Below are 23382 nucleotides of genomic sequence, written 5' to 3' on the forward strand. Positions count from 1 at the left end.
CGCTCCCTTGGATCCGTCAGCGGCGGTCAGCGGCTGACGAGCACGTTGCAGCGCGCCTTGTGCAGCACGGCGGAGACCGTGTTGCCGGGTCCCGTCGAGGGGTTATGGGTCCCGAGTACCAGGACGTCGGCGTCGGCTGCGGCGGCAAGGAGCTCCCGGGCGGCGGCATGGCTGCCGAACAGGACGCCGGACACTTCCAGCCCGGGGGCCAACCCCCGGGCCTCGTCGATGGCGTGGTCCAGCAGCTCTTCGCCGAGGAGCCTGGCATGGCGGCCGTGTTCCTCCCGTGCCCCGCCCCGCAGCGTGTCCACATGGACGAGGTGCAGCGGGGCGCCGAGAATTCCGGCCAGCCGGACGGCCTCGGCCAGAGTGGCGTGGCTGCGGGGCGATGCGTCGACCCCCACCACGACGGGGCCGCCGGGGATGCTCGGGCGCCGGATCACCATGACGGGGCAGTGTGCCGAGCCGGCCAAATCAAGGCAGACCGAACCCGCCACGGGGCCCAGGACGGCGCCAAGTCCCCGACTGCCGACCACCAGTAGCCGCGCGTCCCGGGCGGCGTCGCGCAGGACGGGCGCGGCGAGCCCGGCCTCGATGACGCCGTCGACGGCGGGACCGGGGTGTTCCGGTTCGGTAAGGGACGTGAATCGTTCGATGCCGGCCGCTTCGAGCCCGGCCTCGGCCGCGTCGCCGGGCGCTGCTTCACGGGGTTCGGTAGGGGGTTCGACGCCGGGCCGGGTGCCCGGTTCAGTGGCGGGTTCGACGCCGGCTGCCCCCACCCCGGTTGCCTCCAGGAGGGCGCTGCGGGCCAATTCGACGCCCTCCGCGAGGATGGCTTCGGCGGAGTGCCGCAGTCCGCTGCCGGCCACTCCCTTGACGGGGCCCAGGTTCTTGGTGAAGACCGGCCATACCCAGGCGTGGACCACCCGAACGTCGAGCCCGGTGGCGGCCGCGTAGCCGGCGGCCCAGCGGACGGCAAGCCGGGCCGCCTCTGACCCGCCGTAGCCGACTGCCACGACGCCGCCTTGATGCTCTGCGGGTGCCGACATTCTTCCTCCCGGCTCGGCGGACGCACCCCTTCGCCCGGCTATACGTGCAGCCCCAGTAGAACGCGGCGGTCCGTCAATGGCTAGGGGCTTTGGTCCCGCGAGCCGGCCTGCTGCTCGCGCAGTTCGCGTCCGTGCCGGATGTCCTGTTCCTCCCGGGCCTGCAGCTTGTCGCTCTGCTTGGTGTCCCTGGGCGGCAACTGGATGGTCTCTTCCGCCTCGATTCCGGCCTGCAGCTGCCGGCCGCGTTCCATCTCGGCGTCGAACTCCGCGCCGAACAGCAGTGACATGTTCAGGATCCAGAGCCACAGCAGCGAGATGATGACACCGCCGATAGCGCCATAAGTCTTGTTGTAGCTGCTGAAGTTGGCCACGTAGAACCCGAAGGCCAGGGAAGCCAGCAGGAAGATCATCAGGGCGATGAAGGACCCCAGGCTCATCCACCGGAACTTGGGCTGCTTCACGTTGGGGGTGGTGTAGTACAGGATGGCGATCGCGAGCACGACGAGCAGCAGGATGACCGGCCATTTGGCAAAGTTCCAGACGGTGAGGACGAGCCCGCCCAGGCCAATCGCCTTGCCGACGGACTCTGCCACAGGCCCGCTGAGAACCAGCATGAAGGCGAGGGCGACGACGATCAGCAAGGTGGCAACGGTGACGACGAGCATGGTGCCCCGGAGCTTGATGAACGGCCGGCCCTCGTCAACTTCGTAGATCCGGTTCATAGCCCGGCCAAACGCCCCGACATAGCCGGAGGCGGACCAGAGTGCGGTGAGAATGCCGATCACGAGTGCAAATCCGGCAGTGGAGGAACTGCTGAGCTGCTCGACCGGCTGGCGGATGGCGTCCACAGTTTCAGCGGGCGCGAAGCCCTGGACGATCTCCAGGAGCGCCGACGTGGTCTTCCCGGCCTGGCCGAAAATGCCGAGCAGGGACACGAGCGCCAAGAGCGCGGGGAAGATTGAGAGGACCGAATAGTAGGTGAGGGCCGCGGCGAGATCGGGGCACTGGTCCTTGGTGAATTCCCGCAGCGTTTTCTTCGCGATGTACTTCCACGACGGCTTGGTCACCTCGGTGGGGCTGTCCGGCTTGCGGGAGTCGTCCGGAGGGGGTGCGGTCCGGGCCTTGGCGGTGCTGCTCTCCGGGGTTTCGGCGTCGGCTGAAGTGGCGGCCGCGGCGGGGTTCTTGAACATGAAAGTTCTTCCTTCGGGATTAAGTGCATCAGCCGGCCGTCCGGCGCGTGAGCGCAGGACGGCCGGCCGGGTTCGAACGGGATCAGGCCCGCTGGACGTTGTCCTTGGCCTCGACGGTGCGATCCTTGACGTCAGCAACTGCCCCCTGGCCCTCGGTCTTGACATGCTCGGTGGCGTCGGCGGCTGTCGCCTTGACGTTTTCCATTGCGGCCTGGACCGGCTCCCTGAGGCCTTCCGCCACGTGTTTGGCGGCCTCGGTGAGTTCCGTGGTCAGCGGTTCGGCCGCGGTCTTCAGTGCATCTGCGGCTTCGCGTTCCTTCTGGCTCGCCGGGATCAGGGAGGAGACCAACAGGCCTGCCCCGAACGCAATCAGACCTGCGGCCAGGGGGTTGCCCTGGGTTTTGGTCTTGACCTGCGCCGGGGCGTCCCCGATCGCAGTGCCGGCGTCACTCACGTGTGCGCCGGCACTGCCGGCAGCCGCGTGCATGCTCCCGACAGTGTGGTCGGCCGTGCCCATGACTTTCTCCTTCACTCCGAAGACTGCGTCCTTGACGTTTTCTTTGACCCTGTCAGTCTGCCGCTGGACGATGTGCGACGGCGTGACCTTGTCCGCCACGGCGTCGACGTTGGTGCCAAGACGTGCGCGGGTAGCTTCGATATCTGCTCGGATGACATCCGGGTTTTCACTCATCGTGTTTCCTCGCTGGAACTAGGGGTTGGGTTTGAGCGTGGGCGGGATTTCCTGCAGGGTCTCGGAGGTCTGAGGCAGGCCGTTGATTGCCTTGAGTTCCTTGCGGCCGGTCGTGGCCAGGACGGCGGCAACGATGCCCCAGATCAAGGCGACGACGACGGCGGACCAGCCCAGCCCCATCAGGCTCCCGAGTGCCCACCAGAGCGCCAGGGACAGGAACAGAAGCACGAAGTGTCCCGCGACGCCGGCGCCGGCGAGCATGCCGGCGCCCTTGCCGGCCCGGGCGGCCGACTGCTTGAGTTCGACCTTGGCGAGCTCGACTTCCTGCCGCATCAGGATGGACATGTCCCTCGTTACCTCGCCCAATAGGTCGCCGAGGGACGACGATTCGGCCTTGGCATGCGCGGCGGTCGGAGGCATATCGCTCATCGACGGCCACCGTCGAAGGGGTCACTGCCATGAGGGTCACTGCGGAGCGGATCCTGCCCGAGCGGGTCGGTCGCGACGGGCTCGGAGGCCCAAGGGTCCTGACGCTTGCTGTCGCCCACCTGATCAACATCCAGCGGGTTCGGCGGGTAAGTGTCCGCGAAGCCCGCCGTCGTCGTTTCCGGGACCGGCATCTGGACCGGCGGCGGCGGAACCGCGATTCCGGTGTCCGGAACCCGGCTGATCGGCGCCGCTGGAGTGCCGGTGGCCGACGGGGCGGCGGCCGCAGCGCCGGTCGGCTCCGGGGCGCCTGCGCTGAGGCTCCGGCTGAGCCGGCCGGCCAGGACACCCGCTCCTGCCGCAAGCAACAGGAAGGTCCCCGGCTTCTGCCGCGCAAAGGACTTCACCTCGTTCAGGAGCGAACCGGGATCCCGGCCGTCAAGCCACGTTGCCACGGCGGAGGACCGCTCGGCGGCCTGGCGTACGAGGTCGGTGGCGACGCCGGGCTGCTCGGAGGCCGCGGCCATGGAGTGAAGTTCGGTCGAGACGGACCGGAGGCCCTGGGCCACCTTCTGCTGCTGCACACCCGCTTGTTCAGTGAGGTCTGATTGCGCTTGGTGCAGGAGGTGTCGGGCGTTCGTTTTGACCTCAGCAGCCACCTGGGTGGCTTCGCTTTTAGCCGTCTCGGCCACATTCTGGGCCGAATCCGCGGCCAGGCGGGAGACCTCCGCGGCCTCATGCCTGGTGGTGTCGGTGGTGGAAGCGGCGGTGGCCGTTGTCGGGGGCGAGGTTAACGGACCTCCGTCCGGAGTCGCGCTGTAGATTTCTCCGTCGGCGACGGGCGGAAACGTGGACGCCTGCCGGAGGGGAGTCTGCTGGGTAGCCGTACGGGTGCCGAGGCTCCCATCCTGGGGCCATGGGTTCTCTGTCATCTTCGCTCTCTTTCAAAAAGATCGGCTGCTGATCAGACGCCAGCCATGCTGGAGTTAAATAGTAAGCATGATTACTAATAAATAGTAAGTACCCTTGTTTGTTGATTTTGGTGCGGATGTGGGTTACCCGCCCGGACGGAGTGGTCGGGGATGCCGGTGAACTAGGGTTGAACCATGGAAGATGCGGGGGATAGCTGATGGCCAAGCGGGGCAGGGGCCGGGTCGCAGGAGCCGCCGAGCCGGGAGTCGTGGACGTACCCAAGGGTTCCCGCCCGGCCGGTCCCGTGGCAGGGGTGTACTACATCGACACCGGAGACTGCGAGCTGATCCCGGACCAGGACAATTCCACCGGCTGGCTCCTGCGCATCAATGGCGTCATGAGCTCGCACATTGACCTCGCGGACCCGCTGTTCCTGGACTTCGAGTACATGCGCTGGATCTCCGCCCTGGTCGAGTCGCGCTGGCCCCGCGAGTCCAAGCCCAAGCTGCGCGCCCTGCACCTCGGCGGGGGAGCATGCTCACTGGCCCGCTATTTCCACGCCGCCTACCCGGACGCCCGCCAGGTCGTGGTGGAGCTGGACGGCAAGCTGGCCGACTACGTCCGGGGCTGGTTTGACCTGCCCAAAGCCCCGCTGCTGCGCCTGCGGGTGGGGGAGGCCCGGGAAGTCACCGAGAGCCTGACCCCGCAGACCCGGGACCTGATCATCCGCGACGTCTTCGCCGGATCACTGACCCCGCGCCCCCTCACCACGAGGGAATTCACCGAGCACGCCAAACGCGTCCTCGCGCCGGGAGGGGTCTACGTCGTGAATTCCGGCGACGCCCCGGACCTCAAAAATGCCCGCGAAGACGCGGCCACCATCGTGGACGCCTTCGCCTACACGGTGCTCATCGCCGATCCGGCCATGCTCAAGGGGCGGCGTTACGGCAACATGATCATGGCCGGCAGTGATCTCCCGTTCGATGACGATCCCGGCCTCGCTCGGCGCTTGCTCGGCGGTGCGGTGCCGGCCCATATCTGGAACGACGAGAAGGTGCGGGCATTCGCGGCCGGCGCCGCCGTCCGCCACGACCCGGCAGGCCGGGCCCCGGCGCCAGGGCCGTCCGAACCCCCTCAGCCGTCGACTGCTCCGTAACGGCCCTTTTGGGGCTCCATAAGGGCGCCTACGGAGCAGCCGATGGGGTTCCGCCCCGGCCCAGCAGGGCATCGCGGTGGGCTGCGGTCTGCTCCCGCAGGGCCTGCACGAGGGCCGCGACCGCCGGGCGGCGCATCGAATCGGGCCGCAGCACCATCCAGTAGGGGAGCATCTCGGCAAATTCCTCCGGCAGGAGACGGACCAGGTCCGGATGGAGGTCGGCCGCGAAGCACGGCAGGAACCCGATCCCGGCGCCGGCGCGCGTGGCCTCCACGTGGACAAAGACATTGGTGGAGCTCAGCCCGTCCCGCATCGCCGGCACCAGCCGCCGCGGGGCATCCAGATCGTCCACCTGCAGCATCGAATCGACGAAGTACACGAGCGAATGTGCCGTCAGTTCCTCCACGGTGGCCGGGGTCCCGTACTCGGCCAGGTAGTCCCGGGACGCATACATCCCCAGCATGTACTCGCCCAGCTGTGCGGCCTCTGCCCGGTGCACCTGCGGCTCTCCGACCACCACCTCGATGTCCAGGCCGGAGCGCTGCTGCAGCGCCCGGCGCGTCACTGTGATGATCTCGACGCTGAGGCCGGGGTGGTGGCGGCGGAGCCGGGCCACCGCCGGGGCGGCAATGTAGGCGCTGAAGCCGTCCGTGGCTGTCATCCGGACCACTCCGGTGATGGGATCCGGCGTGTGCCCGGGCTGTTCCAGGGTCCGGACGGCGCTTTCGACCTGCTCGGCCACCCGCACGGCCTCGGCGCCGAGTTCGGTCAGTTCCCAGCCGCCCGACGCGCGCGAGAGCACCCGGCCGCCGAGCGACTTCTCCAGCGCCGCGATCCGCCGGGAGACGGTGGTGTGGTTCAGTCCGAGAGTCTGGGCCGCCGTCGTGAATTTCGCCGAACGGGAGACGGCGAGCAGGACCAGCAGGTCATCAGGATTGGCGTTCATATCTGCAATTCTGCACACATAGGGTGCCCGTTTGGCCATTGAACCGCCGCGGATGTGCGGCAATACTCAATGGAGCCATTTCAGTGCTGTGCGTCACAGCGCGTGTCAGCGTGGACACTAAGGAGAACCAGATGAGCGTAAACGAACGCTCTGCAACATCCCCCGCCGCACCCGCATCCAAGGGTTCCGGGCTCAAGAAAATCGTCGCAGCATCGATGGTGGGAACCGTCGTCGAGTGGTACGAATTCTTCCTCTATGCCACCGCCGCCACCCTGGTGTTCGGCAAGTACTTCTTCCCCGCCACCGGCAATGAGCTGGACGGCATTATCCAGGCGTTTCTGACTTACGCCGTCGGCTTCGTGGCACGCCCGCTGGGCGGCATCGTCTTCGGCCAGATCGGCGACAAGCTGGGCCGCAAGCCCACCCTGCAGCTCACGATCGTCATCATCGGTGTCTCCACCTTCCTGATGGGCTGCCTCCCGGGCTTCGCCACCCTCGGATACCTGGCGCCGGCACTGCTGGTCTTCCTGCGCTTCATCCAGGGCTTCGCCCTGGGCGGCGAATGGGGCGGCGCCGTGCTGCTCGTCGCCGAGCACAGCCCCAACAAGACCCGCGGCTTCTGGTCCAGCTGGCCGCAGGCCGCCGTCCCGGTCGGCAACCTGCTGGCCACCCTGGTCCTGTTCATCATGTCCAACATGCTCAGCGCCGCCGACTTCCTCGGCTGGGGCTGGCGCGTGGCGTTCTGGCTCTCCGCCGTGATCGTGTTCGTCGGCTACTACATCCGCACCCACGTCTCCGAATCGCCCATCTTCCTCGAAGCCAAAGCCCAGCTGGAGAGCGAGCAGGCTGTCAGCTACGGCGTCCGCGAGGTCATCCGCAAGTACCCGAAGGGCATCCTGCAGTCCATGGGCCTCCGGTTCGCGGAAAACATCATGTACTACCTCGTGGTCAGCTTCTCGATCGTCTACCTCAAGACAGTGGACAAGTACGACACCTCATCCCTGCTGCTCGCCCTGCTGATCGCGCACCTCGTGCACTTCCTGATCATCCCGCAGATCGGCCGGCTCGTGGACAGCTGGGGCCGCAAGCCCGTCTACCTCGTCGGTGCCATTAGCGGCGCCACCTGGCCGTTCTTCGCCTTCCCGATGTTCGACACCCGCAACCCGGTGATCATCGTCCTGGCCGTCACCATCGGCTTGTGCCTGCACGCCTTCATGTACGCCGGCCAGCCGGCCCTGATGTCGGAGCTGTTCCCGACCCGGATGCGCTACGCCGGCGTCTCCCTGGGCTCGCAGGTCACCTCGATCTTCGCCGGTTCGCTGGCGCCTCTCCTGGCCACCCAGTGGCTCAAGGACACCGGCTCCTGGCTGCCGACCGCGGTCTACCTAGTGGTCGCCTGCGCCATCACCACCGTGGCAGTCCTGAGCCTGAAGGAAACCAAGGGCATCGCCCTGGAAGACGTGGACCGGGCCGACGCCGAACGCGAGGGCCTGTCCGTAGCAGCCGTACGCTGAGCTGCTTGAGTTACCTGGTGGCTTGAGTTTCTCGGCTGCTTGAGTTTGGGCCGGCCCCAGCCATGCTGGGGCCGGCCGCCTCATTAGATTCTTGACATGGAAGGCTGAGTAATGGAAAACACGCTGAACGGACGCAAGGCACTGGTCACCGGCGGGGCCGGCGGGATCGGTGCCGCCAGCGCCCGCGCCCTGGCCGCACGCGGGGCCAAGGTCGTGATCGCGGACGTGGACGAGTCCGCCGCCGCGGCCCTCGCCGACGAGATCGGCGGCACCTCGTGGGCCGTCAACCTGCTCGACGTCGAATCCCTCCAGACGCTCAGCCTGGACTGCGACATCCTGGTCAACAATGCCGGAATCCAGCGCATCAGCCCGATCGAGGACTTCGATCCGGCCGACTTCCGGCGCATCATCACCCTCATGCTCGAGGCGCCGTTCCTGCTGATCCGGGCCGCGTTGCCGCACATGTACGCCAACAACTTCGGCCGCATCATCAACCTGTCCTCCGTTCACGGCCTCCGTGCCTCGCCGTTCAAGAGCGCCTACGTCTCGGCCAAGCACGGCCTGGAAGGCCTGAGCAAGGTCACCGCGCTGGAGGGTGGCGCGCACGGCGTCACGTCCAACTGCATCAACCCCGGGTACGTCCGCACGCCCCTGGTCGAGTCGCAGATCGCGGACCAGGCCAAGGTGCACGGCATTCAGGAGTCCGAGGTCCTCGCCAAGATCATGCTGACCGAATCAGCGGTCAAGCGGCTCGTGGAGCCCGAGGAAGTGGCGTCGCTGGTGGCGTGGCTCGCCTCGGACGACGCCGGCATGGTCACCGGCGCCAGCTACACGATGGACGGCGGTTGGTCGGCGCGGTAGTCCGCCGGCGGGCGCCGCCCGCTTCCAACTGCGGGCGGCCCAGTTAGTTCTTGCTGCCCGTCAGTGCCAGGGTGCCGCCCAAGCCGATCATCATCACGCCGCCGGTGGTGCTGAGCGCGGCGATCCGCCGGGGCGACCGGGCGAACCAGTGCCGTGCCGTTCCCGCCGCGAGGGCCCACGTGCTGTCGGAGACTAGGGCGATCAGCAGGAAGACCGCCCCCAGCGTGGCGAGCTGGACCGGAATCGCGCCGGCGGAATAGTCCACGAACTGCGGGAGCACGGCCACGAAGAAGACAATCGACTTCGGGTTGGTCGCGCCCACAATGAATCCCTCGCGGAGCACCCGGGCCGTCGAGGACGGGTCGGCCGGGTCTGCCGCCGTCGCGCCGCTGCCGCGATGCCGGATGGCCTGGATCCCCAGGTAGACAAGGTAGGCGGCGCCGGCAAACTTCACCACGCTAAAGAGCAGGAGCGACTGGGCCAGCACCACCCCGACGCCCACGGCCACCGCGGCGATCTGCACCAACTCGCCGCCCGCGTTCCCCGCGACACTCAACAGACCGCCCTTGCGTCCCAGGGCCAGCGTCCGTCCGATCACGAACAGCACGCTGGGCCCCGGGACGGCGATGAGCACGAGCGCCGCGAGGGCAAAAGCCAGGAGATTTGGGGCGGGAACCATGCCTGATCTTAACCCTCCCGGGGCGCTCCCGGGAGCGCCCCGGGAGGGGGAGACATGATTACCGCCCCGCAGGAACCTGCTGGAGCTGGGCCGTTTCGTCGGTGAGTTCGGCCCGGGCCCGGCCGTGGCCGCGGACCCAGAGCCGGTAGGCGAGCACCAGGAGGCAGAGCCAGACGGCACCGACGTACAGGGCCACCCGGGTGTCCTCGAAGGCGCCCAGGATCACGATCACCAGGGCCATGAAGGCGATGGTTAGCACAGATGCGGCGGGCCACCAAGGGGACGGGAACTCCGACGCCGGCAGTCCCTTGCGGGCGATCTCGCGTTTCATGGCGACATGGGAGGCCAGGATCATGGCCCAGACCCAGACGGTCGCGAAGGTAGCGATCGAGGCGATGATCAGGAACACGTCCTCCGGGATCACGGCGTTCAGGACGACCCCCACGAGCAGGATGCCCGTCATCATCACCACGGTCATCCACGGCACCCCGTGACGGGAGACCTTGCCGAAGCTCGCCGGGGCGTGGCCCTGCCGGGCCAGGCCGAAGAGGATCCGGCCGGCGCCGAAGATGTCGCTGTTGACGGCCGAGAGCGCCGCCGTGATCACCACGGCGTTGAGGATGTGGGGCGCGGCCGGGATGCCCAGGCTGCTGAAGATCTGCACGAAGGGGCTGCCGTTGCTGCCGATCTCGTCCCACGGGAACAGGCTCATCAGCACGCCGAGGGTCAGCACGTAGAACAGCAGGACGCGCACGGGGACGGTGTTGACGGCCTTGGGGATGACCTTTTTCGGATCGGCGGCTTCACCGGCGGTGATGCCCAGGGTTTCCACCCCGCCAAACGCGAACATCACTACCGCGAATGAGGCCAGGAGCCCTTCGAACCCGTTGGGGAACAGGCCCCCGTGATCAACAAGGTTGCCGAGCCCGGGCGCCACGGTGGCGCCGCCGGTCTGGAAGCCGAAGACGATGATCGCGGCGCCGCCGGCGATCATGGCGATGATGGCCGCCACCTTGATCAGGGAGAACCAGAACTCCAGTTCGCCGAAGACCTTGACGCTGAGCAGGTTCAGGGCCGCCAGGAAGAAGATGATGGCCAGGACCCAGACCCAGCGCTCCACGCCGGGGAACCAGAATCCCATGTAGATGCTGAAGGCCGTGACATCCGCGATGGCGACGATTGCCATCTCGAAGACGTAGGTCCAGCCGGTCACGAACCCGGCGAGCGGGCCCAGGTAGCGGCTCGCGTACTGGCCGAAGGACCCGGACACCGGATGCCGCACCGCCATTTCACCCAGGGCGCGCATCACCATGAAGACCGCGGCGCCGCCGATCATGTACGCCAGCAGGACGGCGGGGCCGGCCTTCTGGATGGCGGACGCGGAGCCGTAGAACAGCCCCGTGCCGATCGCCGAGCCCAGCGCCATGAAGCGGATGTGGCGGACGTTCAGCCCCCTGCTGAGTACGGAATCGACGGCGGCGCCGACGGCGGTGGCAGCGCCGCCGGTGCCTGCCTCTGCAGGTGCCGGCTTGGTGGCGGTTTGGGCTTGTTGCATGCGAATACCTTCTCGTCATTGGGAGGGGGATCGCTATCCAGCAGACCATGTCCGGCGCTGCTGTGATGAGTCTCACGGGGACTTCGTGTCTTTGATTTCAGACTATGCGGCGGGCCGCGCCCGGGTTTCCCCACCTTTGCCGGGGCGCGACGGCGCGTGGCCCCGTGACGCCGGCGCGTCCCGGCGTCGTGGGGGCAAAGGTGGGGAAATTCCGGGCGGGCAACCCGAGAAAGTCGAAAACTCTTGACATCATGTTAGGTTTTCTTTACTTTTGCCATGTCAGGTTTGTTTTACATCCGGTTCATCGCGCGGGGGCGGCACATGTCATTCGAAGAAAAGAGCGCCTGGATCATGGGGGTGCTGGCGGCCGGAGCCTACGCGGTGTATCTGGCGGCAGTCCTCGGGCTGGCCGGGAGCATGCCGCTCACGGACGTGCCGTACGTGGCGCCGCTGCTCTGGACGGTCGGCAGCTCGATCGTCCTGTCGATCGTCCTCCACATTCTCATCCGCAGCCTCTCCGCCAAGGGCGCTGGCATGAAGGACCAGCGGGACAGGGAGATCTACCGCTTCGGCGAGCATATCGGCCAGTCCTTTGTGGTCATCGGGGCGGTGGCGGCGCTCATCATGGCCATGGCCGAGGTGAATCAGTTCTGGATCGCCAACGCCATCTACCTGGCCTTCGTGGCCTCGGCGATCCTGGCCTCCGTGGCGAAGATCGTGGCCTACCGGCGGGGCTTCCAGACGTGGTGAAGCCGACCAGGGTCACGAACTCCATCCGGCGCCTGCGGTTCGAAAACGGCGAACTGACCCAGGCGGAACTCGCCGAACGAATCGGCGTGACCCGGCAGACTGTCATCGCGATCGAACAGGGCCGCTACTCGCCGTCGCTGGAGCTGGCGTTCCAGATCGCCCATGTTCTCAACGTTCCGCTCGACGACGTCTTCCAGTACCCCGACTCTGAAGGAGAAGCATCATGAAAGCGATCATTCAGGACACCTACGGTTCCGTTGAGGTGCTGGAACTGCGCGACGTCGACGTTCCCGTCCCCGGCGACGACGACGTACTGATCCGGGTCCGGGCCGCCGGCGTCGACCAGGGCGTCTGGCACCTCATGACCGGCCTGCCGTACCTGACCCGGGTTGCAGGCTACGGGCTGACGAAACCGAAGACGCGCATCCGGGGCCGGGCCGTGGCGGGCCGCGTGGAGGCCGTCGGCCGGAATGTGGTCGGCTTCAGGCCCGGCGACGAGGTATACGGCACGTGCGAGGGATCCTTCGCCGAATACGTGTGCGCGAAGGAAGGCCGTCTCGCGCTGAAGCCGAAGAACCTCAGTTTCGAGCAGGCCGCCGCCGTTCCCATCTCCGCCGTCACGGCACTCCAGGCGCTCCGGGACACCGGCAAGGTCCAGCCGGGGCAGGACGTCCTCGTCATCGGCGCGGCCGGCGGCGTCGGCGCGTACGCGGTGCAACTCGCCAAGGCGTTCGGGGCGGAGGTGACAGGGGTGTGCAGCACTGCGAAGACCGATCTGGTCCGGTCGATCGGCGCGGACCATGTCATTGACTACACGCACGACGACTTCGCGGACGGGGCCAGGCAGTTCGACCTCATTGTCGACACCGCCGGCAACCGCCGGCTCTCCGTCCTCCGACGGGCCCTCAAACCCAAGGGAACCCTCGCCATCGTCGGCGGGGAAGGCGGCGGGCGGCTCACGGGCGGATTTGAACGGTCCCTCCGCGCGGCACTGCTCTCCGCGTTCGTCGGCCAGCAGCTCAAGGGCGTCATGTCGACAGAGCGCGCCGAGGACCTCCGGTTCCTGGCCGGGCTCATCGAGGCCGGCGCGGTGACGCCGGTGGTCGGCAGGTGCTACGCCCTGGCCGACGCGCCGGCCGCGATCCGGGACCTGCGCGACGGCCAGGTCCGCGGGAAGGCCGTCGTCACCGTGTGACCGTCTTTGCTGTTTGAGCGCGGCCTACGGTGTGTCCCCGCGGAAGCGGGCCACGTAGAGGCGCTGCCACGGCGTTTCCACGGTCAGGCGCCGGTACTGGCGGCGGACGTAGGACACCGCCTGGCCGGGCGGGACGCCGTCGAGGATGGCGATGCAGGCCAGTGCGGTGCCCGTCCGGCCGATGCCGCGCCAGCAGGCCACTTCAACCCGTTCGGTCGCGGCCCGGCGCCAGGCTTCCCGGAACGCGTCAAGCGCGTCCGGCCGGTCCGCGGGCAGCCGCAGGTCCGGCCAGAGGAGCCATCGGGAATCCCATTGCACCGGGGGCGGCTGTTGCCCCAGCAGGTACAGGCCGAATTCGGGAAGCGGGCCGGCGGGCAGCGGATAGTGCAGACCGCGGCCGCGGATGCTCCGGCCGGAAGGAAGAACCAGGACGCCGTCCTGGGTCGGCTCCCACGTCTGCTTCATGCTCCAGATCGTAGTCCTTTGGCGGGATAGGCGGGCAGGGTTGCGGGGCGAGGCCGGCGGGCGGGTGCGTCGAACGCGGGATTGTCCGGTATTCCAGACAGGGCGTGCGGCTGGCGGTCTGGCGGACCTGCCCCGCCGGGCGCATGCTTAAGTACGGGATACCGGACACCAGCCGTTTTTCGAAGAGGATCCATGTCAGCCACCAGCCCTACCCTGAACCATCTGCCCGCTTCCGCGGCGCCCGGAAATGCCCCGGCCGGCCCGGCAAGCAGCGCCGCGGGAGGCGCCCTGAGCACCCTCGGAAGCGCTCCTGAGGCCGCGCCCGTGAACGCCCCCGCGGCTCCCGGCGCGCCTGCACCCAAGCCCGTCCGCCGGGCCGCCACCGGAAAGGTGGCCTCGAAGGTGCCGGCGGCGGAAAACACGCTGCGCATCCTCAAACTGCTGGCCTCCAGGCGGGGGCCGATGGCGGCGTCGAACATTGCCACCGCGTTGGGCTTGCCGCGCTCCAGCGTCTACCACCTGCTCGGCGTGATGGAGGCGAATGGATTTGTGCTGCACCTCCACGAGGAGCAGCGCTACGGCCTGGGCATCAGCGCGTTCGAACTCAGTTCGGCCTATTCCCGCCAGGAGCCGCTGTCCCGGCTGGGCCGGCCCATGCTTGCCTCGCTCGTGGATGTGATCGGCGAAAGCGCGCACTTGGCCGTGCTGCACGGCCGCGACGTGCTCTACATCGTGGAAGAGCGGGCCAAAAACCGCCCGTCCCTCGTGACCGACGTCGGGGTCCGGCTGCCCAGCCACCTCACCGCGAGCGGCCGCGCGATTCTTGCCGCGCTGCCGAAGTCCCAGGTGCGGGCCCTGTACCCGAATGCCGCCGCATTCACGGCCCGGCACGAAACCGAGTCGCCCATCATGAAGTACTCCGCGCTGTCCTCGCATCTGGACCAGGTCCGGCAGCGCGGTTACGCCACCGAACACGGTGAGGTGACGCCGGGCTTCGGCTCGATCGCCGCCGCCGTGACGGACCACGTCGGGTGGCCGACCGCCGCTGTCGCCGTGACCTTCCTCGAGGACAAGCTGCCCGCAGACCAGTGGCCGGCTCTGGCCGCCCGGGTCCAGAAGGTCGCCGACGAACTCTCGATCCGGATCCACGGCCGCCCCGCCTGACCCACCGCCCCGCCAACCCCCGTTGCGCTATCACTTATGGCTCCTATCCGGGCGTTTTAGGCGCCATAGGTGATAGCGCAACGGGGGAGAGGGGATGCGGCAGCGGGGAGCACCGTGGACGTCTGGAATCCCGGACAGCACCCGTCCGCAGGCACTGTTTACGCGGCCGCGAACAGGCTTTAGTTGATACAGAACCTCATTCCCTCTGCTTCATTCAGCAGCACCTTTCAGCACACACCTTCAGCACAGACACCACCACGAAACAAAGGAGCCCCTCATGGCACCCGCCGATTTCACCACCGGTGCCCGCCCGGTCAAAGCAGCCCGCGGCACCGAGCTCACCGCCAAGAGCTGGCAGACGGAAGCCCCGCTGCGCATGCTCATGAACAACCTCGACCCCGAGGTCGCCGAGCGCCCCGATGACCTCGTGGTCTACGGCGGCACCGGCCGCGCCGTCCGCAGCTGGGCCGCATTCGACGCCATCACCCGCACCCTGGAAACCATGGAAAAGGACGAGACCCTGCTGGTCCAGTCCGGCAAGCCGGTCGGCGTCTTCCGCACCAACGAGTGGGCCCCGCGCGTCCTGCTGGCCAACTCCAACCTCGTCGGTGACTGGGCCACCTGGCCCGAATTCCGCCGGCTCGAAGCCGAGGGCCTGATGATGTACGGCCAGATGACCGCCGGGTCCTGGATCTACATCGGCACCCAGGGCATCCTGCAGGGCACCTTCGAGACCTTCGCCGCGATCGCCCGCAAACTCACCGGGGACGAGAACGGCACACTCGCCGGCACCCTGACGCTCACCGGCGGCTGCGGCGGCATGGGCGGCGCCCAGCCGCTCGCCGTCACCCTGAACGACGGCGCCTGCCTGATTGTCGACGTCGACGAGACCCGGCTGCGCCGCCGCGTCGGCAAGCGCTACCTCGACGAGGTGGAGACCGACCTCGACGCCGCCATCGCCAAGGTCCTCAAGGCCAAGGAAGAGCGCCGCGGCTGGTCCGTGGGCTACGTCGGCAACGCCGCCACGGTCTTCCCGGAGATCCTGCGCCGCCACAACGCCGGCGAGCTCACCGTGGACATCGTCACGGACCAGACCTCCGCACACGATCCCCTGAGCTACCTGCCCGAGGGCATCACGGTCGAGGAATGGCACCGCGAGGCCGCGGCGGACCCGGAAGGCTTCACGAAGAAGGCCCAGGCTTCCATGGCCAAGCACGTCCAGGCCATGGTCGAGTTCCAGGATGCCGGCGCCGAGGTCTTCGACTACGGCAACTCCATCCGCGACGAGGCCCGCAAGGGCGGCTACAACCGCGCGTTTGAGTTCCCCGGCTTCGTCCCGGCCTACATCCGCCCGCTGTTCTGCGAAGGCCTCGGCCCGTTCCGCTGGGTTGCCCTTTCCGGCGACCCCGAGGACATCGCGGTCACGGACAAGGCCATCAAGGAGCTCTTCCCCGAGAACAAGCACCTGCACCGCTGGATCGACGCCGCCGGTGAGCGCGTCGAATTCGAAGGCCTCCCGGCCCGCATCTGCTGGCTCGGCTACGGCGAACGCGCCAAGGCCGGCCTGCTGTTCAACCAACTCGTCAAGGAAGGCAAGGTCAAGGCCCCCATCGTGATCGGCCGCGACCACCTCGACTCCGGCTCCGTCGCCTCCCCGTACCGCGAAACCGAGGCCATGGCCGACGGCTCCGACGCGATCGCCGACTGGCCGCTGCTCAACGCACTGCTCAACACCGCCTCCGGCGCCACGTGGGTCTCCATCCACCACGGCGGCGGCGTCGGCATCGGCCGCTCCATCCACGCCGGTCAGGTCTCCGTCGCCGACGGCACCGACCTCGCCGCGGAAAAGCTCGCGCGCCTCCTCACCAACGACCCCGGTATGGGCGTCATCCGCCACGCCGACGCCGGCTACGACCGCGCCCTCGAGGTCGCCAAGGAACGCGGCGTCCGCATCCCCATGACCGAGTCCCGCTAACCCAGCCGCTAAACCCGTCGATTGCTCCGTAAATGCCGTTCTGAGCCTTGAAAAGGGCAGATGCGGAGCAATCGACGGGGGAACTTGGCTCAACCATCAGATTTAGGTAGATTTCAATGACTCTCACAACCCACGAACCGCTCACCGTTACCCTCGGCTCCAGCGGCGTCACGCCCGAGGACGTCGTCGCCGTCGCCCGACACGACGCCAAGGTGACCATCTCGCAGGAAGCCCTGGACACCGTCGCCAAGGTCCGCGCCCACATCGACGACCTCGCCCACAGCGAGGTCCCGGCGTACGGCATCTCCACCGGGTTCGGCGCGCTGGCCAACCGGCACATCCCCAACGAGCTGCGCACCCAGCTGCAGAAGTCGCTGATCCGCAGCCACGCCGCCGGCATGGGCCCGGCCGTGGAACGCGAAGTGGTCCGCGGCATCATGTTCCTGCGCGCCAAGACCCTCGCCTCCGGCCGCACTGGCGTCCGCCCCGTGGTCCTGCAGACCATGGTGGATGTCTTGAACGCCGGCATCACCCCGGTGGTCCGCGAATTCGGCTCGCTCGGCTGCTCCGGCGACCTCGCGCCGCTGTCCCACTGCGCCCTGGTCCTGATGGGCGAAGGCGAAGCGATGGGCCCCGATGGCGAGCTGTACGGCGCCAAGGGCGCGCGCCCCGTCGCCGAGCTCCTCGCCGCCCACGGCATTGAACCCGTCACCCTGGCCGAGAAGGAGGGTCTGGCGCTCGTCAACGGTACCGAGGGCATGCTGGGCATGCTGCTGATGGCCATCGCGGACATCCGCCAGCTGCTCACGACGGCGGACATCACCGCTGCGCTCAGCGTTGAGGCGCTGCTCGGCACGGACCAGGTGTTCCTGCCCGAGCTGCACGCCGCGCTCCGGCCGCACCCGGGTCAGGCCGCCTCCGCGGACAACATGCTCCGGGTCCTGTCCGACTCGCCGATCGTGGCCTCGCACCGGATCAACGACACCAAGGTCCAGGACGCCTACTCGCTGCGCTGCGCACCCCAAGTGGCCGGCGCCGTCCGCGACACGGTTGACCACGCAGCCCTGGTCGCCTCCCGCGAACTGGCCGCCGCGATCGACAACCCGGTGGTCCTGCCCGACGGCCGCGTCAGCTCCAACGGCAATTTCCACGGCGCCCCGGTGGCCTACGTGCTGGACTTCCTGGCCATCGCCGTCGCGGACCTGAGCTCCATTGCCGAGCGCCGGACCGACCGGATGCTGGACCCGGCACGCTCGCACGGACTGCCGGCCTTCCTCGCCTCGGACCCCGGCGTCGACTCGGGCCTCATGATCGCCCAGTACACCCAGGCCGGCCTGGTGTCGGACAACAAGCGCCTGGCCGTCCCGGCGTCGGTGGACTCGATCCCGAGCTCGGCGATGCAGGAGGACCACGTCTCCATGGGGTGGCACGCGGCCCGCAAGCTCCGCCGCGCCGTCGAGAACCTGCGCCGCGTTCTGGCGATCGAACTCGTGACCTCGGCCCGGGCGCTGGACATCCGCACCCAGGTCTCCGGCGGCGAACTGACGCCGGGCCCCGCGGGCACTGCCGTGATTGCCGCGCTGCGCGACGTCGTCGACGGTCCCGGCACCGACAGGTTCCTGTCGCCGGAGCTCGAAGCGGCGGACGCCCTGGTGGCGTCGGGTGCGGTCCGGGCGGCGGCCGAATCGGCTGTTGGAAATCTCGCCTGAGAAGAAACAAAGTGCACTGCAGTTGAACATTTCCCGGCGCCCCCGAAATCTTTGGCGACACGGCCAGCGGGGGCCCGGGAACTGTAGTACAAATGGAAGTCCACACCAACGAAGTTGTGGCAAAGAACACATACAAAGGGGTAGAAGTTCAATGAAAGCACGCGGCACGGTACTGTCCAGACGCCTTGCATCCGCAGCCACGGTTTCCGACTGGAGCGGCCTCCGGGTCGGCGAACGGGTCGAAATCGTCAAGCACGCACAGGTCATTGCGGCGGGTGAGGTTGAAGAAGTCTCACTGAGCGGCAACGTCCTCTGGCTGGTCCCCGCCGGGCCGTCCGAGACGCAGCTCTTCCTGCAGTCCGACGGCGTCCAGGTGCGCCGCGTCTAACTCGCACGAGAAAGTCCCCGCCCTTCCCCGGCTCCGCACTGCGCGGTCCGGGAAGGGACGGGGACTTTCTGCGTTCGGGGTGGCGTTCCGGGAGGGCGTTCGACGGCCCCGGCACGGCCGGGACCGGACGCTGTCAGGCCCCGATGCGGCCGGCTCTGCCCCCGGCCGCGGCTAGCGCGCCGCAAATGGCGGCGGTCCCAACAGCACGATGCCGCCGTTCCTGCGGGCCGACTCCTGTACCTTGCTGAAGTCCATGGGGCCCGCCGGGGCGGAACCGTCCGCCGAGCCGCCGGACGAACCATCGGCAGAGTCGTCGGGGGAGAGTGGCGTGCTCGCATCCCAGTAGAAGGCCTCGCAGCAGCCGGGCGTGTGCAGGCAGAGCATCCGCGCGGAGTCGGACACCACCATGAACGCGTGGGGAACTCCCCGCGGCGCCACGGCGAGGCCGCCGGCGCCGATCCGGTGCTCCTCGCCGTCGACGTGCATGAGGATCTCGCCCTCGAGGATGAACATCGTCTCGTCCGAATCGGGGTGGCTGTGCAGCGGAGTCATCTTGCTGCCGGCCATCTGGTCCTCGAAGAGCAGGAACGCCCCGCCGGTCTCCCCGGCCCTGGCTTTCCAGGTGTGAACTCCTCCACCGAAGAACCAGCGGCGCTCGCCCTGTCCTTTTGACCGGATGATGGTTGTCTGGCTGCTGACCGCTTCCATGGGATCGCCTCTTCGGGATCGCTTCTGAGCAAGTTATGGGACTCATGTCCCATAAAAAGACTGGAGTACCATGAATTCCATGTCAACCCCCTACAAGGACGCAGGCCGGACGGGCCAGAAGCGCCGCACGTTCGAGGCTCTGGTAGCGGCCGCCCGCGAGGCGGTGGCGGCGGGGGAAGCCCCGACAGTTGATGGCACAGCCGCAGCGGCCGGCGTCGCCCGGAGCACGGCCTACCGGTACTTCCCGAGCCAGCGCGAGCTCCTCGCCGCGGCCCACCCGGAAACGGTCCGGCAGTCCCTGCTGCCGGCGGACGCCCCCGAGGACCCCGCGGAGCGGCTGGACGCCGTGGTGCTGGAGTTCACCAGTCTGATCGTCAACACGGAGGCGCAGCAGCGCACCATGCTCAGGCTGTCCCTGGAACGCGACCCGGCGGAGCCGGCGCAGGCTCTGCCGCTGCGGCAAGGCCGGGCGATCGCCTGGATCGAGGAAGCGCTCGCTCCGCTCCAAGGGACGTTGTCAGGTCCCGGGATCCGGGCGCTGGCCCTGGCCGTGCGCAGCGCGATCGGCATTGAGGCCCTCGTCTGGCTGACGGACATCGGGGGACTCTCACGGGAGCAGGCCATGGAGTCGATGCGCTGGTCCGCGCAGGCACTTCTCCGGCAGGCCCTCGTGTCCGGGCCCCCGCCGGCGGCTGCCGGCTGACGCCTACCCCAGCAGCGTGTTGACCAGCCGGGCGGCCACCTTCGCGGTGCGGGCGTCGATGTCAAACTCGGGGTTCAGTTCGGCGACATCCAGGTGCAGGAGCTTCCCGCTCGCCGCGACCTGCCGGCACACGGCACTGATCACCGGAAGCGGCACCCCGTACGCGGCCGGGGCGCTCACCCCGGGGGCCACCGAGGCCGGCAGCACGTCCAGATCGATCGTGAGGTACAGCGCGTCCACCTGCGCCAGGAACGCCGCCACAAACGCCTGGGCGGCCCCCGCCGAGCAGTCCTCGTCCAGCAGGTAGTCCACGCCGAGTTCCGCGGCGGTCCGGAACAGCGCCCGGGTGTTGTTCGGCTCGGAAATGCCGACGACGGCGTAGCGCAGTTCGCGGCCGGCGGCGGCTTCCGCGCGGGCCATCTGCAGGAACGGCGTGCCGGAACTGGGCACGGCCTCGTCACGGAGGTCGAAGTGGGCATCGAGGTTCAGCACGCCCACTCTCAGGCCCCCGCGTACGGCGGACGAACCGGCGACGCCGAGGTAGCTGGCGAACGCGGTTTCGTGGCCGCCGCCCAGAACGACCGGAAGCTGCCCGGCATCGATGAGCCGGGAGATGGCCTGCCCGGCGCGTGCCTGCCCGGTCTCCAGGGACTCATCGCGCACGGTGACGTCGCCGGCGTCGAGCACGTCCCGGTTGAGGTGGAAGGCGAGCGGACCCAGGGCGGCCCTGATGGCGGCGGGAGCGGCCGCGGCGCCGGTGCGGCCCTTGTTGCGACGCACGCCCTCATCGCTGCCGAAGCCGAGGATGACGGCGGGCCGGGTCCGGGAGGAGTCCGTGGCCGGGTTTGCGGACGGGGTGTAGGGGGCCACGGCCTGCCACCAGCGCCGGTGCTCGGCGCCGTCGCCATCGAACCGTCCGGTCCAGGGCTGCGGCGGGACATCAACAGTGAGCGCAGAAGAATCCATGGTTCTAGCTCACCTCAGCCGGCACCCGAACACCAGCCGCTGCGCGCCGGGACTGTCCGGAATCCCGGAAACTCCACCCGCCGGGGCCAAACGGCGGCGGCCAAACAACAGCGCCGAGCTAGCGTTTCGCGGCAATGTTTTCGAAAAACACTGCCGCGAAATGTCAGCTCGGCGCATGGAAAAGGCGGAGGGACCCTAGTGGATGCCGAGGGCCGCCTCGATCGGGCCGATCGCGAAGAACAGCGTGAACGCGGCAGCCACAACCCACATGAGCGGGTGCACCTCGCGGGCCCGGCCCTGGAACAGGCGGATCAGCACGAAGGTGATGAAGCCCGCGCCCAGGCCGTTGGCGATCGAGTAGGTGAACGGCATGAGGGTGAAGGTCAGGAACGCCGGAATCGCGATGCCCAAGTCCTGCCAGTCGATCTTGCCAACCTGCGAGACCATCATGAAGCCGACGATCACGAGGGCCGGGGCCACGGCCTCGAATGGCACGAGGTTGATCAGCGGCGTGAAGAACATGGCCACGAGGAACAGCAGGCCCGTGACGATGGATGCCAGGCCGGTGCGGGCGCCTTCGCCGATGCCGGCGCCGGATTCGACGTAGATCTGGTTCGAGGAGACGGAAGCGCCGCCGCCGATGATCGCGCCGAGGGCGTCCACCTGCAGCACACGGTCAACGTTGGGGATGTTGCCGTTCTTGTCGATCGTGCCGGCCTCGGTGGCCAGGCCCACCATGGTGCCCATGGCATCGAAGAAGATGCTGAGCAGGATCACGAAGGCCAGCAGGGTGGCGGCGACGAAGCCGAGGTGCTCAAAGGCGCCGAACGGGTTGGCTTTGCCGATCAGGGACAGGTCCGGGGCGGCCCACTCGGAGAACTTGGGCGCCACGAGGGACCAGCCCTGCGGGTTGTGGGTCTTGCCGTCGAAGCTGGGACCAATGTGCAGGGTGGATTCCAGGATCACGGACAGGATGGTCGAGGCGACGATGCCGATCAGGATGGCGCCCTTGACCTTGCGCACCACCAGGGCGATGGTCAGGATCAGGCCGAAGACGAACACGAAGGTGGGCCAGCCCAGCAGCTTGCCGTCGAAGCCCAGGCCGACCGGAACGGTGGTGCCGGCGACATCCGGGATGCGGCGCACGAAGCCCGCATTGACAAGGCCGATCAGGGCGATGAAGAGGCCGATGCCGACCACGATCGCGGTCTTCAGCCCGTCGGGGACGGCCTTGAACACGGCCGTCCGGAAGCCGGTGAGGACCAGGATCAGCATGGTGATGCCGGAGAGCATCACCAGGCCCATCATGTCCGGCCAGGACAGCCCGGGGTTGGTGGCCACCGTGACGGCGACGAACGCGTTGACGCCGAGTCCGGTTGCCAGGGCAAAGGGATGCTTGGCCCACGCGCCCATGAGGATCGTGAGGATGCCGGCCACGAAGGCGGTGGTTGCGGCGACCGCGGGGAAGCCGAGCGTCGTGCCTGTCGAGTCGGGCCCGGAGAGGATCAGCGGGTTTAGCACCACGATGTAGCTCATGGCGAAGAACGTGGCGAACCCTCCGCGGATCTCGCGCGAGAAGTTCGACCCCCGCTCGGAAATCTTGAAATACCGGTCGAGTGCAGAGCCCTGCTTGAGCATTAGTCCTCCGGGAGTGATGGGTGTTGCCTAAATCCTATTGGGAGCCCCGCGGCCAACCCTTTGTTTTCGCCTAGTCTGTAAGGAAGACAACACTAGGAGTAGCCTGCCCATGCGCCCTGTCCGACACCTTTTGAGTGCCCTGCTGGGCGCCGTCGTCTTTGCGGCCGTCCTGCTGGGAGCCGTCGGCCCGGCGTCGGCGCACGATACCGCGGAGTCCACGAGCCCGGCCTCCGGAGCCACCGTGGCCACACCTCCGGACAAGGTCTCCGTCACGTTCAACCACAATCCGCTGGCCCTGGGCTCGGAGATCCTGGTCAACGACGCCACGGGCGCCAACTGGGCGGACGGTTCCGTGGAGATCGTGGACAACGTCGCTTCACAGAAACTAAAGTCCGGCGCCCCTGCAGGGCTTTACACCGTGCGGTGGCGGGTGGCCAGCTCCGACGGCCACCCGATCGAGGGCAGCTTCACATTCACCGCCACCGCCGCCGCATCGGGCACGACGGCGGCTTCCGCAGTCCCAACGATGGGCACCGCCCAGCCGGGCGCAACGCAGGCGCCGGCCCCGGTGCCGGATGCATCGCAGCCGTTTCCCTGGAGCGTCATGGGCTTCGTCGCGGTGGGGGTCGGCATCCTGGTGGCCCTGGGCCTGATGGCCAAACGCCGCCTCACCCCGGACGCGGACAGCGAAACCGCCGACGACTCAGGCAGCGACGCCGACAGCTGAACCAAAAGCAACGCG

At 68.1% G+C, this 23382-nt stretch carries 24 protein-coding genes; 12 read left to right on the top strand and 12 right to left on the bottom strand.

The features are described from left to right. Positions 1–26 precede the first annotated feature (26 nt). The 5 genes from C9424_RS03455 to C9424_RS03475 all read right to left on the bottom strand — a co-directional run bounded on the left by C9424_RS03455 (position 27) and on the right by C9424_RS03475 (position 4288). On the bottom strand, positions 27–1049 hold the full coding sequence (locus tag C9424_RS03455; RefSeq protein ID WP_116765526.1) for a universal stress protein: 1023 nt from the start codon (positions 1047–1049) through the stop codon (positions 27–29). Positions 1050–1129: 80 nt separating this feature from the next. Then, positions 1130–2239 (bottom strand): YihY/virulence factor BrkB family protein, encoded by a 1110-nt coding sequence (locus C9424_RS03460; protein ID WP_116765527.1) that lies wholly within the window; start codon positions 2237–2239, stop codon positions 1130–1132. An 82-nt stretch (positions 2240–2321) separates the two neighbouring features. Beyond that, complete coding sequence (locus C9424_RS03465) at positions 2322–2930, bottom strand: DUF3618 domain-containing protein (protein ID WP_116765528.1); 609 nt, start codon at positions 2928–2930, stop codon at positions 2322–2324. An 18-nt stretch (positions 2931–2948) separates the two neighbouring features. Further along, positions 2949–3350: a phage holin family protein gene (locus tag C9424_RS03470; protein ID WP_116765529.1), complete on the bottom strand. Its 402-nt coding sequence runs from the start codon at positions 3348–3350 to the stop codon at positions 2949–2951. Between the two features lie 5 nt (positions 3351–3355). Beyond that, positions 3356–4288 (bottom strand): hypothetical protein, encoded by a 933-nt coding sequence (locus tag C9424_RS03475; RefSeq protein WP_116765530.1) that lies wholly within the window; start codon positions 4286–4288, stop codon positions 3356–3358. A 197-nt stretch (positions 4289–4485) separates the two neighbouring features. On the opposite strand from C9424_RS03475, the gene C9424_RS03480 reads away from it, so the two are divergent. Beyond that, positions 4486–5424: a spermidine synthase gene (locus C9424_RS03480; protein WP_116765531.1), complete on the top strand. Its 939-nt coding sequence runs from the start codon at positions 4486–4488 to the stop codon at positions 5422–5424. A gap of 28 nt (positions 5425–5452) precedes the next feature. On the opposite strand, the gene C9424_RS03485 is transcribed toward C9424_RS03480, so the two are convergent. After that, positions 5453–6370 (bottom strand): LysR family transcriptional regulator, encoded by a 918-nt coding sequence (locus C9424_RS03485; RefSeq protein ID WP_116765532.1) that lies wholly within the window; start codon positions 6368–6370, stop codon positions 5453–5455. A gap of 131 nt (positions 6371–6501) precedes the next feature. Here C9424_RS03485 and C9424_RS03490 point away from each other — a divergent pair, with 131 nt between their 5' ends. Both C9424_RS03490 and C9424_RS03495 read left to right on the top strand, forming a co-directional pair. Continuing rightward, positions 6502–7884, top strand: coding sequence for an MFS transporter (locus C9424_RS03490; RefSeq protein ID WP_116765533.1), 1383 nt, complete (start codon positions 6502–6504; stop codon positions 7882–7884). A 111-nt stretch (positions 7885–7995) separates the two neighbouring features. Further along, entirely contained in the window at positions 7996–8745 is a 750-nt protein-coding gene (locus C9424_RS03495) for a 3-hydroxybutyrate dehydrogenase (protein ID WP_116765534.1), read from the top strand. Positions 8746–8788: 43 nt separating this feature from the next. On the opposite strand, the gene C9424_RS03500 is transcribed toward C9424_RS03495, so the two are convergent. Further along, positions 8789–9424, bottom strand: a complete 636-nt coding sequence (locus C9424_RS03500) for a LysE family translocator (RefSeq protein ID WP_116765535.1) — start codon at positions 9422–9424, stop codon at positions 8789–8791. Positions 9425–9482: 58 nt separating this feature from the next. Next, complete coding sequence (locus tag C9424_RS03505; protein ID WP_116765536.1) at positions 9483–10979, bottom strand: amino acid permease; 1497 nt, start codon at positions 10977–10979, stop codon at positions 9483–9485. 276 nt (positions 10980–11255) lie between these two features. On the opposite strand from C9424_RS03505, the gene C9424_RS03510 reads away from it, so the two are divergent. Genes C9424_RS03510 through C9424_RS03520 form a run of 3 tightly spaced genes read left to right on the top strand, consistent with a single transcriptional unit; the run spans position 11256 to position 12924 of the window. Then, a complete protein-coding gene (locus C9424_RS03510) occupies positions 11256–11729 on the top strand; it encodes a hypothetical protein (protein WP_237563270.1) in 474 nt (157 codons plus the stop codon). Then, a complete protein-coding gene (locus tag C9424_RS03515) occupies positions 11723–11956 on the top strand; it encodes a helix-turn-helix transcriptional regulator (RefSeq protein WP_116765537.1) in 234 nt (77 codons plus the stop codon). The genes C9424_RS03510 and C9424_RS03515 overlap by 7 nt, the downstream gene beginning before the upstream one ends. Then, positions 11953–12924 carry an NAD(P)-dependent alcohol dehydrogenase gene (locus C9424_RS03520; protein ID WP_116765538.1) on the top strand — a complete coding sequence of 324 codons (972 nt, stop codon included), beginning with the start codon at positions 11953–11955 and terminating at the stop codon, positions 12922–12924. The genes C9424_RS03515 and C9424_RS03520 overlap by 4 nt, the downstream gene beginning before the upstream one ends. A gap of 24 nt (positions 12925–12948) precedes the next feature. Here C9424_RS03520 and C9424_RS03525 read toward each other — a convergent pair whose 3' ends face one another. Beyond that, a complete protein-coding gene (locus tag C9424_RS03525; protein WP_116765539.1) occupies positions 12949–13389 on the bottom strand; it encodes a protein-tyrosine phosphatase family protein in 441 nt (146 codons plus the stop codon). Positions 13390–13581: 192 nt separating this feature from the next. Between C9424_RS03525 and C9424_RS03535 the strand changes: the two genes are divergently transcribed. The 4 genes from C9424_RS03535 to C9424_RS03550 all read left to right on the top strand — a co-directional run bounded on the left by C9424_RS03535 (position 13582) and on the right by C9424_RS03550 (position 18625). Continuing rightward, positions 13582–14553 (top strand): IclR family transcriptional regulator, encoded by a 972-nt coding sequence (locus C9424_RS03535; RefSeq protein WP_237563271.1) that lies wholly within the window; start codon positions 13582–13584, stop codon positions 14551–14553. Positions 14554–14830: 277 nt separating this feature from the next. Next, positions 14831–16528: a urocanate hydratase gene (hutU, locus tag C9424_RS03540; protein WP_116765542.1), complete on the top strand. Its 1698-nt coding sequence runs from the start codon at positions 14831–14833 to the stop codon at positions 16526–16528. Between the two features lie 116 nt (positions 16529–16644). After that, a complete protein-coding gene (hutH, locus tag C9424_RS03545; RefSeq protein WP_116765543.1) occupies positions 16645–18237 on the top strand; it encodes a histidine ammonia-lyase in 1593 nt (530 codons plus the stop codon). Positions 18238–18388: 151 nt separating this feature from the next. Next, positions 18389–18625: a hypothetical protein gene (locus tag C9424_RS03550; RefSeq protein ID WP_091250330.1), complete on the top strand. Its 237-nt coding sequence runs from the start codon at positions 18389–18391 to the stop codon at positions 18623–18625. A 171-nt stretch (positions 18626–18796) separates the two neighbouring features. Here the strand turns inward: C9424_RS03550 and C9424_RS03555 are convergent, their stop codons facing one another. Then, positions 18797–19333 carry a cupin domain-containing protein gene (locus C9424_RS03555; protein WP_116765544.1) on the bottom strand — a complete coding sequence of 179 codons (537 nt, stop codon included), beginning with the start codon at positions 19331–19333 and terminating at the stop codon, positions 18797–18799. 79 nt (positions 19334–19412) lie between these two features. Here C9424_RS03555 and C9424_RS03560 point away from each other — a divergent pair, with 79 nt between their 5' ends. Beyond that, entirely contained in the window at positions 19413–20036 is a 624-nt protein-coding gene (locus C9424_RS03560) for a TetR/AcrR family transcriptional regulator (protein ID WP_237563272.1), read from the top strand. A gap of 3 nt (positions 20037–20039) precedes the next feature. Here C9424_RS03560 and hutG read toward each other — a convergent pair whose 3' ends face one another. Together hutG and C9424_RS03570 are read right to left on the bottom strand one after the other, a co-directional pair. Then, entirely contained in the window at positions 20040–21002 is a 963-nt protein-coding gene (gene hutG / locus C9424_RS03565) for a formimidoylglutamase (protein ID WP_116765546.1), read from the bottom strand. 195 nt (positions 21003–21197) lie between these two features. After that, complete coding sequence (locus tag C9424_RS03570) at positions 21198–22640, bottom strand: NCS2 family permease (RefSeq protein WP_116765547.1); 1443 nt, start codon at positions 22638–22640, stop codon at positions 21198–21200. 109 nt (positions 22641–22749) lie between these two features. On the opposite strand from C9424_RS03570, the gene C9424_RS03575 reads away from it, so the two are divergent. Beyond that, positions 22750–23367 carry a copper resistance CopC family protein gene (locus C9424_RS03575; protein WP_116765548.1) on the top strand — a complete coding sequence of 206 codons (618 nt, stop codon included), beginning with the start codon at positions 22750–22752 and terminating at the stop codon, positions 23365–23367. Positions 23368–23382 lie beyond the last annotated feature (15 nt).

It is taken from the genome of Arthrobacter sp. H-02-3, from assembly GCF_003097355.1.
GTDB classification, from domain to species: Bacteria; Actinomycetota; Actinomycetes; order Actinomycetales; family Micrococcaceae; genus Arthrobacter; species Arthrobacter humicola.

Excerpts from the sequence above, each read along its gene's own strand:
- C9424_RS03550 (WP_091250330.1), top strand. The coding sequence starts at position 18,389 with ATGAAAGCACGCGGCACGGTACTGTCCAGACGCCTTGCATCCGCAGCC.
- C9424_RS03455 (WP_116765526.1), bottom strand. The coding sequence starts at position 1,049 with ATGTCGGCACCCGCAGAGCATCAAGGCGGCGTCGTGGCAGTCGGCTAC.
- C9424_RS03520 (WP_116765538.1), top strand. The coding sequence starts at position 11,953 with ATGAAAGCGATCATTCAGGACACCTACGGTTCCGTTGAGGTGCTGGAA.
- C9424_RS03475 (WP_116765530.1), bottom strand. The coding sequence starts at position 4,288 with ATGACAGAGAACCCATGGCCCCAGGATGGGAGCCTCGGCACCCGTACG.
- C9424_RS03510 (WP_237563270.1), top strand. The coding sequence starts at position 11,256 with ATGTCAGGTTTGTTTTACATCCGGTTCATCGCGCGGGGGCGGCACATG.
- C9424_RS03525 (WP_116765539.1), bottom strand. The coding sequence starts at position 13,389 with ATGAAGCAGACGTGGGAGCCGACCCAGGACGGCGTCCTGGTTCTTCCT.
- C9424_RS03505 (WP_116765536.1), bottom strand. The coding sequence starts at position 10,979 with ATGCAACAAGCCCAAACCGCCACCAAGCCGGCACCTGCAGAGGCAGGC.
- C9424_RS03490 (WP_116765533.1), top strand. The coding sequence starts at position 6,502 with ATGAGCGTAAACGAACGCTCTGCAACATCCCCCGCCGCACCCGCATCC.
- hutU (WP_116765542.1), top strand. The coding sequence starts at position 14,831 with ATGGCACCCGCCGATTTCACCACCGGTGCCCGCCCGGTCAAAGCAGCC.
- C9424_RS03555 (WP_116765544.1), bottom strand. The coding sequence starts at position 19,333 with ATGGAAGCGGTCAGCAGCCAGACAACCATCATCCGGTCAAAAGGACAG.
- C9424_RS03495 (WP_116765534.1), top strand. The coding sequence starts at position 7,996 with ATGGAAAACACGCTGAACGGACGCAAGGCACTGGTCACCGGCGGGGCC.
- hutG (WP_116765546.1), bottom strand. The coding sequence starts at position 21,002 with ATGGATTCTTCTGCGCTCACTGTTGATGTCCCGCCGCAGCCCTGGACC.
- C9424_RS03470 (WP_116765529.1), bottom strand. The coding sequence starts at position 3,350 with ATGCCTCCGACCGCCGCGCATGCCAAGGCCGAATCGTCGTCCCTCGGC.
- C9424_RS03535 (WP_237563271.1), top strand. The coding sequence starts at position 13,582 with ATGTCAGCCACCAGCCCTACCCTGAACCATCTGCCCGCTTCCGCGGCG.
- C9424_RS03480 (WP_116765531.1), top strand. The coding sequence starts at position 4,486 with ATGGCCAAGCGGGGCAGGGGCCGGGTCGCAGGAGCCGCCGAGCCGGGA.
- C9424_RS03485 (WP_116765532.1), bottom strand. The coding sequence starts at position 6,370 with ATGAACGCCAATCCTGATGACCTGCTGGTCCTGCTCGCCGTCTCCCGT.
- C9424_RS03570 (WP_116765547.1), bottom strand. The coding sequence starts at position 22,640 with ATGCTCAAGCAGGGCTCTGCACTCGACCGGTATTTCAAGATTTCCGAG.
- C9424_RS03575 (WP_116765548.1), top strand. The coding sequence starts at position 22,750 with ATGCGCCCTGTCCGACACCTTTTGAGTGCCCTGCTGGGCGCCGTCGTC.
- hutH (WP_116765543.1), top strand. The coding sequence starts at position 16,645 with ATGACTCTCACAACCCACGAACCGCTCACCGTTACCCTCGGCTCCAGC.
- C9424_RS03500 (WP_116765535.1), bottom strand. The coding sequence starts at position 9,424 with ATGGTTCCCGCCCCAAATCTCCTGGCTTTTGCCCTCGCGGCGCTCGTG.
- C9424_RS03560 (WP_237563272.1), top strand. The coding sequence starts at position 19,413 with ATGTCAACCCCCTACAAGGACGCAGGCCGGACGGGCCAGAAGCGCCGC.
- C9424_RS03460 (WP_116765527.1), bottom strand. The coding sequence starts at position 2,239 with ATGTTCAAGAACCCCGCCGCGGCCGCCACTTCAGCCGACGCCGAAACC.
- C9424_RS03465 (WP_116765528.1), bottom strand. The coding sequence starts at position 2,930 with ATGAGTGAAAACCCGGATGTCATCCGAGCAGATATCGAAGCTACCCGC.